This window comes from Catenuloplanes sp. NPDC051500 (assembly GCF_044454585.1).
In the GTDB taxonomy this organism is placed as follows: Bacteria; Actinomycetota; Actinomycetes; order Mycobacteriales; family Micromonosporaceae; genus Catenuloplanes.
Map to the genome: position 1 here is coordinate 168,056 of NZ_JBITDX010000006.1, position 15,364 is coordinate 183,419.

Consider the following 15,364-nt stretch of genomic DNA (forward strand, 5'->3'; position numbering starts at 1 on the left):
CGACGGCATACGTGAAGGCGGTAACCTGTCTCCCCGTGGACAACGCCGACAACGCACGCCTCATCGTCGACACTTTGGCGATCAACCCTCTCGATCCGAAGGATCTGATCACCACCGCCGGACTGTTTGGTATCTGGGGCATTCTCTTTGCGGAAACCGGACTTCTGGTCGGCTTCTTCTTCCCCGGTGACTCACTGCTCTTCCTGGCGGGCGTGGCAGCGTCCACGGTCGCCGAGCAGATCTTCGGCGCGGGCGTCTCGCTCTCGCTGCCGGGCCTGCTGATCGGTGCGCCGATCGCCGCGATCGTCGGTGCCCAGTTGGGCCACTGGCTGGGTGCGAGATACGGGCGCCGGATGTTCGAGCGCCCGGAGTCCCGCCTGTTCAGGACGGAGTACGTCGAGAAGGCGGAGTTCTACTTCAACAAGTACGGCCCGGCCAAGGCCGTGGTGCTGGCCCGCTTCATCCCGATCGTCCGCACCTTCCTGAACCCGGTCGCCGGCATGCTCGGCATGCCCGCCCGCCAGTTCTTCATCTGGAACGTGGTCGGCGCGATCCTCTGGACCGACGGCATCATCCTGGCCGGCTACCTGCTCGCGGCGCAGATCATCAAGGTCATCGACCCCGAGGACATCGACCACTACCTGCTTCCGGTCATCGTCCTGATCGTCCTGATCTCGGTCCTGCCGGTGATCTTCGAGTTCTTCCGGGAGCGCCGCGCCAAGGCCAAGGAGGCCGAGGCGCACGCCCGCGCAGCCGAGGCCGAGGCCCGCATCGCCGAGGCCGGGGCGAACATCGTCGAGGCGGTCGAGCACGTCGTCGAGACGGCCACCCAGCAGATGCCCGCGGTGTCCGACCAGCGGCCCGGCCAGGTCTACGGCAGCGGCGCCTACAACGCCCCCCAGCAGGGCAATCAGGGGTACGACGACGGCCAGGGCTACCGCCGGTAGGTCTCTGCCGAGGTCGGCACACACGGAAAATGGCGCGGTCCCCGAGGGGGCCGCGCCATTGTGCTTGTCCTGACCGTCACACCCGGTGCACCGTCCCCACGGCGCGCACCCGCGTGTTCGCGACGACCATGACGCCGGGCGCGACGGTCCGGTGGGCCGGACCGCCACACCCGGCGGTAGAGAACGTCAGACTCAGCGAGTCTTCTTGGTGGCCCGCTTACGCGGCGGGGTGAGCAGGTCAGCGATCGTGGCGATCGCCGCCGGCACCAGCCGGTAGTAGGCCCACACGCCGCGCTTCTCCCGCTCCAGCAAGCCGGCCTCGGTGAGGATCCGCAGGTGGTGGCTCACCGTCGGCTGGGACAGGCCCAGCGGCGCGGTCAGGTCGCAGACACAGGCCTCTCCGTCCGGAGCGGACTGGATGAGGCTGAGAAGACGAAGTCGGGCCGGGTCGGCAAGCGCCTTGAGGACACCAGCCAGACGCTCGGCGTCAGCTTTTTCAATCGGCTCACCGGCAAGCGGCGAGATCTGAGGCATGGTCAGTTCGGCCAACGCAGTTCCCACGAAATCCATCCTTCCACCTACAGCATCGATTCGCCTGCATATCCGCAGGTCAAATCGGTAAACTTTTAGGCCGTTAGGCCGAGGTCGGCCAATGTATAGGCCGCGCGATAGGACAGTCCGGCGGCCCGCACCGCTTCGCCTGCCCCTCGATCAACAATAACCGCAACACCCACTACCTCGGCTCCGGCCTGCTGCAACGCCTCTACCGCCTGCAGCACACTGCCGCCTGTGGTGGAGGTGTCTTCGACCGCGAGTACACGCCGGCCGGCAACATCCGCGCCTTCGATGCGCCGTTGCAGTCCGTGAGCCTTACCGGCCTTCCGGACCACACACGCATCGAGCGGTCGATCTGAATCCGTCGCGGCGTGAAGCATCGCCAAGGCCACCGGATCGGCGCCCAGGGTCAAGCCACCCACCACGTCGAAATCCCAATCCGCCGTGAGGTCTCGCATCACCCGCCCAACGATGGGAGCCGCCGCGTGGTGCAGGGTTACGCGGCGCAGGTCCACATACCAATCAGCTTCCTGCCCCGACGACAGCACGACCTTGCCGTGCACCACGGCTAAGTCAGTGATGAATTTACGCAGGTCGTCGCGGTCACCCATGGCGTTGAGGGTACTGCTCAATGCTGAGAAGCGAACGGTCGACCCGGCTCGGCGCGCAAAAATCGGTTGGATGGGGGAGTGAGTGACGTGATGGAGCGCTCATGAGTGAACGCTCCGACCAGCCCATCGAGGCCGATCGTCGCCTGAGGGTGACTCACCGGACACCCAAAGAAACCATGACGGTAGATATTTGCTTCAACCGTCGAACGGGACAGACCGTGTCGGCGCTACCGCGCTAGGCGCAAATTTGATAGAACGCGATTCCTCGATCTACGCGCTCTCGCGAACGCTCCGTGGTCAGTGCGGCCGACGCCCCACGGCCCGGTTACCCGCCGCGCTGAACCGGCGGACGAGCGCGTGCGGGGTGTACCGCAGCGCGGTCGCGGCGACCTTGTAGCGCAGCGTCGGGACGCTAACGTAGCGGCCTTTATGCAGGTCAGACAAGGCCGCGACGACGACGGAGTCGGCATCGAGCCACATCCAGCCCGGCGAGCCGGCGGTCGGGATGCCCGCCCGCTGCTGAAACTCCGTGCGCATGAACCCCGGACAGAGCGCGAGCACGTTAATGCCGTGCCGCCGTACCGACTGGCCGACCGACTCGCTGAAATTGATGACATAGGCCTTTGTCGCGGTGTACGTCGATCCGGGCGCGGTGACACCGAAGCCGGCGACTGACGAGACGTTGATCACACCGCCCGAGCGTCTTTCCGTCATTTGCGGCAAAACCGCGAAAGTCAGGCGCATGACGGCCTCCACGTTGAGACGCAGAATGCGCGTCTCGTCCTCAAGCGTGGATCTCAGGAATCCCTTGTTCAGCCCGATTCCCGCGTTGTTCACCAAAAGTTCGACAGGCGCCGCCGTGTCCCGCAGCCGGGCCTCCACCGCGACACAGCCGGGCTCGGTCGCCAGGTCCGCCACGATCACGCTCACCGCCACGCCGTGCCGCTCGGACAGCTCCCGGGCTGCCGCCGCCAGCCGCTCGCCGTCGCGCGCCACAAGCACCAGGTCCCATCGCCGCGCGGCCAGATGCCTGGCGAACGCGGCACCGAGACCGGCGGAGGCGCCGGTGATCAGCGCGACGCGGCGCGGCGGCTGGTCTGGCACGGTCACCTCGGCGGGGGTGGCGGCGCCCAGGGCGACCGGGTGGGGTCAGGGTTGGGCGGCACGAAGGGCACGGACGGATACGGAAACGGGGTGACCGGCGGCCCGGCGGTTACCGGAACATCCCGCCCGCGGACGGCCAGGAGAACGGCTACCAGAAAGTAACCAATCACTTGCGCAACGGCAAGCCCAATTCCGGCCGCGGCCCACCACCCCGGATAGACGTTCGCGGAGGCGGCCAGCACGCCCGCCGTACCGGGATCGGCGGAGTCGAAATCGCGCTGTAGAACGCCGGCGGCGGCGCTGCCCAGACCACCGCAGAGGCCCAGCGCGCAGAACACCCAGGTGGCGACGCGCGCGCCCCGCAGGCCGCTGCGCACGCCCACGGCCAGCGAGACCAGCAGGACGCCGGCCACTGCGGAGAGCACCACACCGGCGATCGCGGCGGTACGGATGCCTGCCTCGAACCGCTCGGTCAGTGCGGGATCGCCACCGAACCGGCGCGCCTCAAGGGCGAAGTCACCCAGGCCTTCCACGGTCAACAGCAGGTGCAGCGCGGCCGCAAGTATCCCGGCCACGCCCATCACGATCATCAGCGTCGCGGCGGTCACCGCCGTGCCCGTCGGCCGCGTGACGGGTGCTGGCGTCGCCGATCCCGAAACAATCACGCGTTCCCCTCGAAGTGATGTGTCCCGGGCACGAACCTACTCGCCGGTCGCGCAAAAGAAAGCCCCGCCGGGCGCACGGCACGGCGGGGTTTTCCAGGAGGAACCTAGGAGCGCGGCGAGGAATCGTTTCCCGGCTGCGGCGACGGGTCAGCCGGCGGTTCCGGCGACGGCCGCTGAGCGTCAGACGACGACGACTGAGCGTCAGACGACGGCGAGGGCGACGACGACTGAGTCTCGGACGGCGACGACGACTGAGTCTCGGACGACGGCGAGGGCGACGACGACGAGGGCGACGACGGCGGCGGCGGCGGTGCGGTGTCGGAGGGCGACGGCTGCGGGGTGTCCTGCGGCGCGTACCCCGGCGGGGTGGTGCTCGGCTGCCCCGGCGGCGGGTAGTCGGCCGGCGTACCGGCAGGCTGACCCGGCTGTCCACCTGCTTCCCCACCCGGCGTCGGATAGCCCGGCGTCGGATAGCCCGGCGTCGGATAGCCCGGCGGAGTCGTACCCCCGTGGCCTGGGTCTGGGGTTGCCGGTTGGGGCGGGTAGGGGGCCTGGCTCGGCGGCGGGTAGGCGGACGGGTAGCCCGGATAACCGGGAGCGCCCGGCGGCTGCCACGCGGACACCGGCTTGCGGAAGTAGTCGTTCGCCGGCGGCAGCGACAGCAGCACCACGACCGCGATCAGGCAGAGCAGCCCGATCACGCTTGCGGTCAGGCTGACCGGCGTGGTCCAGCCGGGGATCGCGTCCTCGAGTTGGCGGGTCAGCTCCTCCGGGTCCGGCATGCCCGGCTGGGAGGACGCGCCGCCGATGCCGTTCAGCGCGCCGCTGGCCAGGCTGCCGAGCAGCCCGAAGCCGCTGCAGCAGATGGAGATGCCGCCGATCACCCAGGTGGTGATGCGCGACGGGTTCTTGCCCCGGTTGTTGAAGATCGCAAGGGCCACGAAGCCGCCCGCGACCAGCAGGTTCAAGATCGCGCCGAAGATCATGGCGCCGACCAGCACGCCTTCCAGACCCGAGGCCTCAGTGCCCTGGTACGCGCGGGCGTAGACGTCCCGGGTCGGCCCGACCGACGCCAGCGAGGTCAACGACTGGACCACCATCGCGACGGCCACCACGTACAGCAGATATCCGGCCACCGTCACGACGCCCGGCCGGCTGGGACCCGGCTGGACGCCCTGACTGTAGGGATTCGACACGACGCTCCCCTCTATTCGATAAGCACTTCACGCTATGAGACTCACACCTATGAAACGCGTTCGTCAGTAACTTCGCCATTCGCTGCGCACGTACTCGAGCACGTGCGGTGAGAGCAACGTGGAGACCTGCACGTCACGCGGCCCTCGGTCGGGCGGGAAGACCGCGCCGGCGGCAAGCACGGCCGGGGACAGGAAACGCGGCGTGGACGGCGGCTCGGTGCGCAGCGAGGGCGCGGCCGTCCCGGGCGAGGCGAGCACGAAGCCCCAGTCACCGAACGAGGGCACATCCACGTGGTACGGCGTGGTGCTGAAACCGGCCTCGCGGATCGTCGCCTCGATGCACCAGAACGAGTTGGGCGCGAAGTACGGCGAGCCGGACTGCACCACCATCCGCGCGCCCTCGGCAAGCACGTTGCGGACAAGCGTGTAGAACTCGACGGAGTAGAGCTTGGCGGTGGCGGTCTCGTCCGGGTCCGGCATGTCGATCACGATGGCGTCGTACCGGGTCGTGGCGGAGCGGAGCCAGGCGAACGCGTCCGCCTCCACGAGCCGCACGCGCGGGTCCTCGAAGGAGTCCGCGTTCAGCGCGCGGATCTCCGGCCGGGTCCGGGCCAGCCGCACCACGGCCGGGTCCAGCTCGACAAGCGTGGCCGAGTCGACCGACGGGTACCGCAGCACCTCGCGGAGCGCCAGGCCGTCGCCGCCGCCGAGTACCAGCACGTTCCCGCGTACGCCGGCCAGCACCGGGTGGACCAGTGCCTCGTGGTACCGGTACTCGTCGACGGAGCTGAACTGCAGGTCGCCGTTGAGGAAGAGGCGCATGTCGGAGACGCCGCCGGAGACGGCAGGCACCGACTCGGTAAGCACGATCTCCTGGTAGCGGCTGCGCTCCGCGTAGACGATCGGGTCGCGGTAGAGCTCCTGGCGCGCGGTCACCTCGAAGTCGTGGGCGACCGCGTAGGCGTATCCCAGGCTGAGGCCGACCACGACGGTCCCGGCGCCGAGCGCGATCTTCGCCCGGCGGCTCAGCGCCCGGCGGAAGACGGTGAAGACCAGGATCACGCCGGCCGCCGCGTTGACGGCGCCGACCACAAGCGCACCGCGCAACTGGCCGAAGACCGGGAGCAGCAGGAACGGGAACGCGAGCCCGCCGAGCAGCGCGCCCACGTAGTCGGCGGCGAACAGGTCGGCCACCGCGCTGCCCGCGGACTGCTCGCGGATGCGTTGCAGCAGCACCATGAGCAGTGGGATCTCGGCGCCGATCAGCGCGCCGAGCACGAACGCGGTGCCGATCAGCGCGGGCGCGTAGAGGTCGAGCCAGGCGAACGCGGCGTAGAGGCCGAGCACGGAGAGGCCGCCGAGCAGCGCCAGCAGCAGCTCGATCGCGGCGAACGCGGCCGCGGCCTTGTGCTGGAACGGCTTGGCCGCGAGCGCGCCGACACCCATCGCGAAGACCATCACGCCGAGCACGATCGAGGCCTGACCGACAGTGTCGCCGATCAGGTAGCTGCCCAGCGCGACCAGGGCCAGCTCGTAGACCAGGCCGCAGGCGGCGCAGACGAAGACCGCGGCCAGGACCGCGGCCCGGGCGATCCGTGGCCGCCCGGCGAACTCGACCTCCATCAGCGTGGGGCCGCGCCGGGCTGCGGTTGCGGCTTTTTCACCTTGTTACGTTCCCACGCGCCGTACCCGACCGCGACGAGTCCGAGCAGGAACAGCACGCCGGCCGTGGCCAGGAAACCCCACCTGGTACGCAGGAAGTCGTTGCCGGCCGAGGGAAGCGCCTGGGCCGGCTCGCTCGGCGTGCCGCCGGACGGCGCGGTCGCCGGGAGCGGGGTGGCGGCGCCGGCCTCCGTGGTGATCAGCGGCAGCGCCAGCGCGGTGTGCATGAGGACGAACGCCGGCTCGTCGAGGAACGCGCCGCCGTTGAGGCCGATGTCGTTCAGGCGCCGCTGCAGGTCGCCGTTTGTCACCCGGGTGCTGTTGGTCTTGACGCTCAGCAGCGCGGAGTCGCTCGACTCGCTGCTGGCCGAGGTGAAGGTGACGGCCACGATGACCTCGACCCACTCCCGGCATGCGGTGGGGTCCGAATCGACAGGTGTGGACGGGCCGAGGCTGGAGCCACGGCTGACCGTCTTGTCGGGAGTCGACGAGCCGTCCTGCAGATGCCAGCCGTAACACATGCCCTGGACCGCGGTGGCGTCGGCGAGCACGCGTGAGGTCTCGGCCGCCTCGTCGGTGCTGGGCGCCGGAACGACAGTGCTGTTGTCGGTCGAGCACCCGGCCAGAGCGACGACCAGGATCGCGAGCGTGCCCGCGACCCTGGCGACGGATCTGGTGCTCCGATTCATCAGCTGATCGCCGCCGCGATGATCGCACCGGCCGCGATGTGGATGGTGGCGGTCACCCAGACGGCCGGGTGCCGCTCCGGCTGGACCAGGATTTCGCCGAGCCGGCCCGGCGTGACCGCGTCAAGCAGCAGGAACGCGACGGCCATCAGCAGCAGGCCGACGACGCCGTACGCGAGCGTGCTGATCAGGCCCTGGACGAAGTCGTCGTGGCTGGCGGCGATCGCGGCGACCACGATGATCGCGACGCCGATCAGGTTCGACACCAGCAGCACCGCCGCGTTGGTGTTCCGGTTCTCCCAGATCAGTACGTGCAGCTTGCCTGGCGTGGCGATGTCCACAAGCAGGTAGCCGACGGACATCAGGGCAATGCCGACCACGCCGTAGCTAAGCGTGATCAGCAGGTCGGTAAGCAGAGCCATCGCCTGTCAGCGCCTTCCATTCGATTCGATCATCACTTGCCCGACCCTGGTCCGCCGCCACGCAGGCTGGTGCCACGGCCCCAACCCCAGTAGCCGCCGACGTGACTGCTGTGCCGCCGGTACGCCGAGTCGATGTCCTCCACAAGGATCAGCGAACCGACGGCCGCCGGCAGGATGACCACCGCGTCGTCCGCGTACCGCATGTACACGCCACTCGCGTCCACCACCTCGTCCGCGGGCTGCCACACGTTCCGAATCTGCGAGGCGACAGCGGACGGTGCCTTGCCGGACGTGTAGGCGAGCGCGTCGCCGCCGATGTCGTTCGTCGCCGACCTGGTGAACTTGTCGGCCACGTAGCCGCGCACGGAGAAGTTGCCGAAGAAGGTCGCCGCGCCGGCCACCAGCACGCCGACGAGCGCAAGCGCCACGCCCCCGATGATCCACTTGCGGTGCGGTGTCATGCGGCCCCCAGACGTACCGATGTGGTGGTCTCGACAAGCTCACCGGTCTGCGGGTACGCGTGCCAGGTGCGCCAGCCGACCGCGTGCGTGCCGTCCCGGTAGGCCAGCAGTGCCGTGATCGCGTCCGGGCTGCCCGGGAACTGGCCGACAAGTCCGTGCGGGTGCCCGGACAGCTCCACGCGCAACCTGCTCACCTCCGCGGACATCTCCGGGGCGGACAGCACACGGACGTCCGCCGCGAAGCGGTACCTGTCGTCCGCGACCGCGCCGGGCAGGTCGGGCCGGCGGCCGGGCAGGCAGGCCACGGTCTCGCTCAGTTCCCCCATCATCACCTGATGCGAGGCGCCGAGCAGACGAAGCTGCAGGCCCAGCTCGGGAATCTCGAGCACGTGAAGTGCGGGCGCGGCAGGCAGACCGAGCGCGAAGCTCAGGTCCGCCGCCGTGGTGTCCGCGTACGGAAGCGTCAGGTCGACAAGCATCTCACTGCGCCTGCGGGTAGATCCGGAACTCGGCGCGGACGAGCGACTCGCCGCGGGCGGCCTCCCACGTGCCGGCGTCGCCGTAGGACTCGAACGACAGCAGCGCGCCGTCCTTGGCCTCGTAGTCGTGGTAGCGCACGGTGCCGGCCGGGTCCAGGCCGGTGGTCCCGCTTGAGGTGAACCGGGCCGTGCCGGACTCGTCGCTGCGGTAGCTGCGGCCGTCGATGTCCACGTTCTTCGGGCCGGGGCCCACTGTCACGTCCGCGACCTCGTGCCAGAGCACGACCTCCAGGTCCGGGTCCTCCTCGACGGAGAGCCAGGCCTGGTTTCCGGCCGCATCGTCGATCAGGTGCTCGGTCCAGCCCCAGGAGCCCTCGGAGAGTCGCAGGCTGCCGCGGACCGCCCAGCTGGTGCCACGGATCTCGACGATGTCGCCGGCCTTGAGCGTGCGCGGGTCGCCGCGCAGCGCGTCCTCGTCCTTGGTGTGGAACGGGTCGGTGCCCTTCGCCACGGGTGGTGATGACGGTTTCCGCTGGGATCGACGCCAGGCGATGACGGCGATCACGATGCCGAGAACCGCGACGAGGCAGCCGAGGCCGAATACGACGCTGGCGATGCCACCGTTCACGAAGGGGCTCCCTTCCCATGCTGGTCAAGTCCCATTGGCCGCCGACGGTAGCAAGCCCCGTCATCCCTCCGGAGCCGCGTCGGAACACCTTGTCGATATTGCAACAGTGAGCATTTTTCAACCTGGCTGCTCTCCTACGCCAAGTCCGTGTTCACGGGTCGGGCCGTGAACAGGTTGGGACAGGTTGAAAAACACTCACTGAAGGGCCGGGGTTCCCCGGCCCTTCAGACATCGTTTTCCCAGTCAGGCGTCAGGCCACACCCACGATGAGGCCGTCATTGGACGGGCTCGCGTCCACCTTCACCGTGTCGCCGTCAAGCACCTCGCCCGCGAGCAGCGCCTTCGCCAGCCGGTCGCCGATCGCGGACTGGACCAGGCGGCGCAGCGGCCGGGCGCCGTAGAGCGGGTCGTACCCCCGCTCGGCCAGCCAGGTCCGCGCCGTGTCGGTGACCTCCAGGCCCAGCCGGCGGTCGCTCAGCCGGCGGCGCAGCTGGCTGAGCTGGATGTCGACGATGGAGGTCAGCTCCCCGCCGGTGAGCGCGCGGAACACCACGATGTCGTCCAGCCGGTTGAGGAACTCCGGCTTGAAGTGACCGCGCACCACGGCGAGCACGGCCTCCCGGCGTGCGTCCTCGGGGAGCGTGATGTCCGAGACGATCGTGGAGCCGAGGTTCGACGTGAGGATCAGGATCGCGTTCCGGAAATCGACGGTACGACCCTGGCCGTCGGTCAGCCGGCCGTCGTCGAGCACCTGCAGCAGCACGTCGAACACGTCCGGGTGGGCCTTCTCCACCTCGTCGAGCAGAATCACCGAGTACGGCCGGCGGCGCACCGCCTCGGTCAGCTGACCGCCCTCCTCGTAGCCGACGTACCCGGGCGGCGCACCGACCAGGCGGGCGACGGAGTGCTTCTCCCCGTACTCACTCATGTCGATGCGGACCATCGCGCGGTCGTCGTCGAAGAGGAAGCCGGCCAGCGCCTTGGCCAGCTCGGTCTTGCCGACGCCGGTCGGGCCGAGGAACAGGAACGAGCCGGTCGGCCGGTCCGGGTCGGCGATGCCCGCGCGGGCGCGCCGGACCGCGTCCGACACCGCGCCCACCGCCTCGGCCTGGCCGATCACCCTGGCCTGCAGCGACTCCTCCATCCGAAGCAGCTTCGCCGTCTCGCCCTCCATCAGGCGGCCGGACGGGATGCCGGTCCACGCGGCGACCACCTCGGCGATCTCGTCCGCGCTGACCTGCTCCTTGACCATCAGCGGCTCGTCCGAGACCGGCTCGGCGGCCAGCGCCTCCATCTCCCGCTCAAGCGCGGGGATCTCCTCGTACTGCAGGCGGGAGGCGACCTCCCAGTGCGTCTCCCGCTGGGCGCGCTCCAGGTCGACGCGCAGCTCGTCGATCTTCTTCTTCAGCTCGCCGACCCGGTTGAGGCCGCCGCGCTCGCGCTCCCACCGGGTGGTGAGCACGCTCAGCTCCTCCTGCCGGTCCGCGAGATCGTGGCGCAGGCGCTCCAGCCGGTCACGGGAGGCCGGGTCGGTCTCCTTGGCCAGCGCGAGCTCGTCCATCTTCATCCGGTCGACGGTGCGCTGGAGCTGGTCGATCGCGACCGGGCGCGAGTCGATCTCCATGCGCAGCCGGGACGCGGCCTCGTCGATCAGGTCGATCGCCTTGTCCGGCAGGAACCGGTCCGCGATGTAGCGGTCTGAAAGCGTGGCGGCCGCGACCAGCGCACCGTCGGTGATCTGCACGCCGTGGTGCGCCTCGTACCGCCCCTTCAGCCCGCGCAGGATGCCGATCGTGTCCTCCACTGTCGGCTCGCCCACCACCACCGGCTGGAAGCGCCGCTCAAGCGCCGGGTCCTTCTCGATGTGCTCGCGGTACTCGTCAAGCGTGGTGGCGCCGACCATCCGCAGCTCACCGCGGGCCAGCATCGGCTTGAGCATGTTGCCCGCGTCCATCGAGCCCTCGCCCTTGCCGGCGCCGACCACTGTGTGCAGCTCGTCGAGGAACGTGATCACCTGGCCGTTGGAGTTCTTGATCTCCTCCAGCACGGACTTGAGCCGCTCCTCGAACTGGCCGCGGTACTGCGCGCCGGCCACCATCGCACCGAGGTCGAGCGACATCAGCTTCTTGTCGCGCAACGACTCCGGCACGTCACCGGCGACGATGCGCTGGGCGAGCCCTTCCACGATCGCGGTCTTGCCGACGCCGGGCTCACCGATCAACACCGGATTGTTCTTGGTACGCCGGGAGAGCACCTGGATCACTCGGCGGATCTCCGAATCGCGCCCGATGACCGGGTCGATCTTGCCGTCCCGGGCGGACTGGGTCAGGTCGATGCCGTACTTCTCAAGCGCCTGGTAGGTCTGCTCCGGGTCGGCGGTGGTGATCCGGCGGTCGCCGCCACGCACCGCGGGGAACGCCGCGACAAGCGCCTCCTCCGTCGCACCGGCCTTGCGCAGCAGCTCGGAGACCGGGCCGCCGACCCGGGCCAGCCCGGCCAGCAGGTGCTCGGTCGACGTGTACTCATCCCCGAGCGGCCGGGCGATCTGCTCGGCCGCACCCACCGCGTTCGCGAACTCGCGGGCCAGGCTGGGCTCGGCGATGCTTGAGCCGCGGGCGGAGGGCAGGTTCTCAAGCGCGCGGGCGGCGGCCCGGCGGACGTCCGCGGGGTTCGCCCCGACGGCGCGCAGCAGACCGGTCGCGGTGGAACCGCCGGTGTCGAGCAGCGCGAGCAGCAGGTGCCAGGACTCCACCGTCGCGTGGCCCCGCTGGCCGGCGTCGGCCACCGCAGCGGTGATGACTTCGCGGCTCTTGGTGGTAAGGCGTTCGGCGTTCATCGGCTCCCCACAGTGATTACCGTCAAGCGTGGTTCTAGGACACCACTGAAGTTGAGTCTATTGCACTCAACTCTGGGTTGCCCACTTCCCTGACGCACGCGTACCCCCGGACGGCCTTGATTTTCGTCACGAACCGGCCCCCGACCGGCACTCCACCTGGGACGCTCGACCACAGAGAGAAGACATCGAGGTTCCCACGCAGGTGATCAGTTCACAGACGGCGGGAAACGGTTGGGTAGCGTGTATCCCGTGCGAGTAAGGGTCGAACAGACAGCTCTCCCCGGCATAGGCGTGCGCCATGACCTCGTCATGGCGTCCGGCCGCCGGATCGGCGTGGTCTCCCACCGCAGCGGGCGGCGCGACCTGGTGCTCTACGACCAGGACGATCCGGACGCGTGCATCGCGTCACTGCCACTCACCGACGACGAGGCCGAGGCGCTTGCCGATCTGCTCGGCGCCTCGCTCATGCTCGGCCAGCTGGCCGGGCTCCGTTCGCAGGCCGCGGGGTTGCTCACCGAGCAGATCTCGATCCCGGCCGGCTCCCCGTGGGCGCATCGGCGACTGGGTGACACCAGAGCCCGCACCCGCACCGGCGCGTCGATCGTCGCCGTGCTCCGCGAGCGGGAGGTGATCGCCTCCCCGGTGCCGTCGTTCTCCTTCCAGACCGGCGACGTCGTGGTGGTCGTCGGCACCCGGGAAGGGCTCGACGGCGTCGCGGCCATCCTGGCCGAGTCGGAGCCGGACGGCTGAGGCGCGTATGCACGACACCTCCATCCTTCTGATAGAACTCGGCACGGTCCTCCTCGCGCTCAGCCTGCTCGGCCGGCTCGGGCGCCGGATCGGGCTGTCGCCGATCCCGCTCTACCTGATAGCCGGACTCGCCTTCGGACACGGCGGTCTGCTGCCGCTCTCCGCAAGCGAGGAGTTCATCGAGGTCGGCGCCGAGATGGGCGTCATCCTGCTGCTGGTCATGCTCGGCCTCGAATACACCGCGAGCGAGCTGGTCACCAACCTTCGCGCGGCCGCACCGGCGGGCCTGATTGACGCGGCGCTCAACGCGCTGCCCGGCGCCGCGTTCGCCCTGCTGATGGGCTGGGACTGGACGGCAGCGCTGGTGCTCGCGGGCATCACCTGGGTCTCCTCGTCCGGCGTGATCGCCAAGGTGCTCGGCGATCTCGGCCGGCTCGGTAACCGCGAGACGCCGGTGATCCTCTCCGTCCTGGTGATCGAGGACCTGGCGATGGCGCTCTACCTGCCGCTGCTCACCGCGGTGCTGGCCGGGGTGTCGCTTGCCGCGGGCGCGACGTCGCTGCTGATCGCGGTCGCCACCGTGATGGTCGTGCTGCTGGTCGCGATCCGGTTCGGCAACGCGATCTCCGCGTTCATCTCCGCGAAGGACGCGGAGGCGCTGCTGCTCGGCGTGCTCGGCCTGACGCTGCTGGTCTCCGGCCTTGCGGACAAGTTGCAGGTCTCCGCCGCGGTCGGCGCGTTCCTGGTCGGCATCGCGCTCTCCGGTCAGGTGGCGCACCACGCGGTGCTGCTGCTCACGCCGCTGCGTGACCTGTTCGCCGCGGTCTTCTTCGTGTTCTTCGGGCTCTCCACACACCCGGGCGAGATCCCGCACGTGCTGCTGCCCGCGTTGGCGCTTGCCGTGCTGACCATGAGCACCAAGGTGCTGACCGGCTATCTCGCTGCGAAACGCGCCGGGATCGCGCTGCCCGGCCGGGTCCGCGCCGGGCTCGCGCTGATGCCGCGCGGCGAGTTCTCAATCGTCATCGCCGGGCTGGCCGTGGCGGCCGGGGTCGAGCCGCAGCTGGCGTCACTTGCGACCGCATATGTGCTGATCACGGTCGTGACCGGCCCGATGCTGGCCCGCCTGCCGGACATGGAGTGGTTCAAGGCGATGCTGCGCAGACGATCAGCGCTGGCCACCCCCGTCCCCTCCACAGAAACTCACATGTAGGACGGAAATGGCACGCTCACCGGGTTCCGATATGCGATAGCTACGCGTTACCGTGTCGCCGCAATGAGCATTGGGGTGTAACAGGCTGGAGTCGCAGGTGAGCGTGCAACAGTCAAGCTTCCACGGTTTCGCGAATCCGGTCGATCCGAGCGCCGCCGAGCTCCGGGCCTGGGCGTACCAGCCCGATTCGGTGCCGCTGGAGTCGATGCCTGCGGACTGGGACCTCCTCGTCGCCGGGGATCGTCTGGTCGGCACCCTCTTCGAGCTGGCGGTGGACCGGACGTGCCCGGCACGCCGGTTCGCTCTGCACTGCCTCTACATCTACGCGGCCGACGGCATCCGCACGAAGTTTCGGGCCCACCCGAAGCGGCGGCTGCGGAAGATGGTGGAGCAGGCGGAGGACGAGGGTGACGAGCTGATGGCGGCATGGTCGCACAACGTGAGGATGCTGCTGTCCCGTCCGGAGTTGTTCGACTACCACGACTGGTGCGAAGGGGGCCTGGTCCGGCAGTCTCGCCGGCTGGGCTGACGACTGTTTCGGGTCCGGGCGGGGACCCCCCGTGGATCCCCGCCCGAACCGGCGCCGCGAGTCGTCTTTGCAGGCCACTGGCCCCGCGACTCGTCGTCGCGCACCCTGGGTGACCATAACCGCTCGCTGTCCGGCTCGGGCCGAAATCCGACATATCTCGTATTTGCGAATTTATCGCTGGGGCTTCTCCCGCGGACGCCACACCACGAGCGCGGTCGACGTCTGGCCGGTCGGGACCAGATCACGCCGGGGGTACGGCGACATCGCCTCCAACTCCCGGATCCGGCGGTAGGCCGCGGCGAGCTCGTCCTGCATCTCCAGCACCTGCTGCTGCAGGTCGCCGGCCAGATGCTCCAGCCCGATGATCCGCTTGATGCCGGCCAGGTTGATGCCCTCGTCCTGACTGAGACGCTGCACCTCGCGGAGCAGCGCCACGTCACGGGCGCTGTACCGCCGCCCCCCGCCGGCGGCCCGGCCGGCCTGCACGAGACCCAGCCGGTCGTACTGCCGGAGCGTCTGCGGGTGCATGCCGGCCATCTGCGCCGCCACCGAGATGATCAAGATCTTGGCGTCCGAGAAGCCCTCGATCGCGATGCGAATACGTGCGTCCACGGGTTCAC

17 protein-coding genes are annotated in these 15,364 nt (G+C 69.3%); 4 read left to right on the forward strand and 13 right to left on the reverse strand.

Features of this window, described 5'->3' with window-relative positions; genetic code table 11:
- The first annotated feature begins 35 nt into the window (after positions 1–35).
- Positions 36–947: a DedA family protein gene (locus tag ACIA8K_RS14625; protein WP_396058808.1), complete on the forward strand. Its 912-nt coding sequence runs from the start codon at positions 36–38 to the stop codon at positions 945–947.
- A gap of 192 nt (positions 948–1,139) precedes the next feature.
- On the opposite strand, the gene ACIA8K_RS14630 is transcribed toward ACIA8K_RS14625, so the two are convergent.
- From ACIA8K_RS14630 to clpB, 12 genes are all read right to left on the reverse strand, one after another.
- Positions 1,140–1,517 carry an ArsR/SmtB family transcription factor gene (locus tag ACIA8K_RS14630; RefSeq protein WP_396058809.1) on the reverse strand — a complete coding sequence of 126 codons (378 nt, stop codon included), beginning with the start codon at positions 1,515–1,517 and terminating at the stop codon, positions 1,140–1,142.
- Between the two features lie 56 nt (positions 1,518–1,573).
- A complete protein-coding gene (pyrE, locus tag ACIA8K_RS14635; RefSeq protein WP_396058810.1) occupies positions 1,574–2,113 on the reverse strand; it encodes an orotate phosphoribosyltransferase in 540 nt (179 codons plus the stop codon).
- A gap of 297 nt (positions 2,114–2,410) precedes the next feature.
- Positions 2,411–3,217 (reverse strand): SDR family NAD(P)-dependent oxidoreductase, encoded by an 807-nt coding sequence (locus ACIA8K_RS14640; RefSeq protein ID WP_396059234.1) that lies wholly within the window; start codon positions 3,215–3,217, stop codon positions 2,411–2,413.
- 2 nt (positions 3,218–3,219) lie between these two features.
- A complete protein-coding gene (locus tag ACIA8K_RS14645) occupies positions 3,220–3,825 on the reverse strand; it encodes a hypothetical protein (protein ID WP_396058812.1) in 606 nt (201 codons plus the stop codon).
- Between the two features lie 161 nt (positions 3,826–3,986).
- Complete coding sequence (locus ACIA8K_RS14650; RefSeq protein ID WP_396058814.1) at positions 3,987–5,078, reverse strand: hypothetical protein; 1,092 nt, start codon at positions 5,076–5,078, stop codon at positions 3,987–3,989.
- A 63-nt stretch (positions 5,079–5,141) separates the two neighbouring features.
- Entirely contained in the window at positions 5,142–6,701 is a 1,560-nt protein-coding gene (locus ACIA8K_RS14655) for a polyamine aminopropyltransferase (protein WP_396058816.1), read from the reverse strand.
- Positions 6,701–7,429 (reverse strand): hypothetical protein, encoded by a 729-nt coding sequence (locus ACIA8K_RS14660; protein ID WP_396058818.1) that lies wholly within the window; start codon positions 7,427–7,429, stop codon positions 6,701–6,703. The genes ACIA8K_RS14655 and ACIA8K_RS14660 overlap by 1 nt, the downstream gene beginning before the upstream one ends.
- Positions 7,429–7,848, reverse strand: coding sequence for a DUF350 domain-containing protein (locus ACIA8K_RS14665; protein WP_396058820.1), 420 nt, complete (start codon positions 7,846–7,848; stop codon positions 7,429–7,431). The genes ACIA8K_RS14660 and ACIA8K_RS14665 overlap by 1 nt, the downstream gene beginning before the upstream one ends.
- A 32-nt stretch (positions 7,849–7,880) precedes the next feature.
- Complete coding sequence (locus tag ACIA8K_RS14670; protein ID WP_396058822.1) at positions 7,881–8,309, reverse strand: DUF4247 domain-containing protein; 429 nt, start codon at positions 8,307–8,309, stop codon at positions 7,881–7,883.
- Positions 8,306–8,788, reverse strand: coding sequence for a DUF2617 family protein (locus ACIA8K_RS14675; protein WP_396058824.1), 483 nt, complete (start codon positions 8,786–8,788; stop codon positions 8,306–8,308). The genes ACIA8K_RS14670 and ACIA8K_RS14675 overlap by 4 nt, the downstream gene beginning before the upstream one ends.
- Position 8,789: 1 nt before the next feature.
- Positions 8,790–9,416 (reverse strand): DUF4178 domain-containing protein, encoded by a 627-nt coding sequence (locus ACIA8K_RS14680; RefSeq protein ID WP_396058826.1) that lies wholly within the window; start codon positions 9,414–9,416, stop codon positions 8,790–8,792.
- A gap of 250 nt (positions 9,417–9,666) precedes the next feature.
- Entirely contained in the window at positions 9,667–12,252 is a 2,586-nt protein-coding gene (gene clpB / locus ACIA8K_RS14685) for an ATP-dependent chaperone ClpB (RefSeq protein WP_396058828.1), read from the reverse strand.
- Positions 12,253–12,501: 249 nt separating this feature from the next.
- Between clpB and ACIA8K_RS14690 the strand changes: the two genes are divergently transcribed.
- From ACIA8K_RS14690 to ACIA8K_RS14700, 3 genes are all read left to right on the forward strand, one after another.
- Complete coding sequence (locus ACIA8K_RS14690) at positions 12,502–13,002, forward strand: cation:proton antiporter regulatory subunit (RefSeq protein WP_396058830.1); 501 nt, start codon at positions 12,502–12,504, stop codon at positions 13,000–13,002.
- A 7-nt stretch (positions 13,003–13,009) separates the two neighbouring features.
- Positions 13,010–14,215 carry a cation:proton antiporter gene (locus ACIA8K_RS14695; protein WP_396058832.1) on the forward strand — a complete coding sequence of 402 codons (1,206 nt, stop codon included), beginning with the start codon at positions 13,010–13,012 and terminating at the stop codon, positions 14,213–14,215.
- A gap of 97 nt (positions 14,216–14,312) precedes the next feature.
- Complete coding sequence (locus tag ACIA8K_RS14700) at positions 14,313–14,744, forward strand: hypothetical protein (RefSeq protein WP_396058834.1); 432 nt, start codon at positions 14,313–14,315, stop codon at positions 14,742–14,744.
- Between the two features lie 171 nt (positions 14,745–14,915).
- On the opposite strand, the gene ACIA8K_RS14705 is transcribed toward ACIA8K_RS14700, so the two are convergent.
- The gene (locus tag ACIA8K_RS14705; RefSeq protein ID WP_396058836.1) at positions 14,916–15,356 is read right to left on the reverse strand and encodes a heat shock protein transcriptional repressor HspR; all 441 of its coding nucleotides are present in this window, start codon (positions 15,354–15,356) and stop codon (positions 14,916–14,918) included.
- Positions 15,357–15,364 lie beyond the last annotated feature (8 nt).

Bases quoted from the DNA above. Each gene is read 5' to 3' on its own strand.
- ACIA8K_RS14630 (WP_396058809.1), bottom strand. From the start codon at position 1,517: ATGGATTTCGTGGGAACTGCGTTGGCCGAACTGACCATGCCTCAGATC.
- pyrE (WP_396058810.1), bottom strand. From the start codon at position 2,113: ATGGGTGACCGCGACGACCTGCGTAAATTCATCACTGACTTAGCCGTG.
- ACIA8K_RS14655 (WP_396058816.1), bottom strand. From the start codon at position 6,701: ATGGAGGTCGAGTTCGCCGGGCGGCCACGGATCGCCCGGGCCGCGGTC.
- ACIA8K_RS14660 (WP_396058818.1), bottom strand. From the start codon at position 7,429: ATGAATCGGAGCACCAGATCCGTCGCCAGGGTCGCGGGCACGCTCGCG.
- ACIA8K_RS14665 (WP_396058820.1), bottom strand. From the start codon at position 7,848: ATGGCTCTGCTTACCGACCTGCTGATCACGCTTAGCTACGGCGTGGTC.
- ACIA8K_RS14670 (WP_396058822.1), bottom strand. From the start codon at position 8,309: ATGACACCGCACCGCAAGTGGATCATCGGGGGCGTGGCGCTTGCGCTC.
- ACIA8K_RS14675 (WP_396058824.1), bottom strand. From the start codon at position 8,788: ATGCTTGTCGACCTGACGCTTCCGTACGCGGACACCACGGCGGCGGAC.
- clpB (WP_396058828.1), bottom strand. From the start codon at position 12,252: ATGAACGCCGAACGCCTTACCACCAAGAGCCGCGAAGTCATCACCGCT.
- ACIA8K_RS14695 (WP_396058832.1), top strand. From the start codon at position 13,010: ATGCACGACACCTCCATCCTTCTGATAGAACTCGGCACGGTCCTCCTC.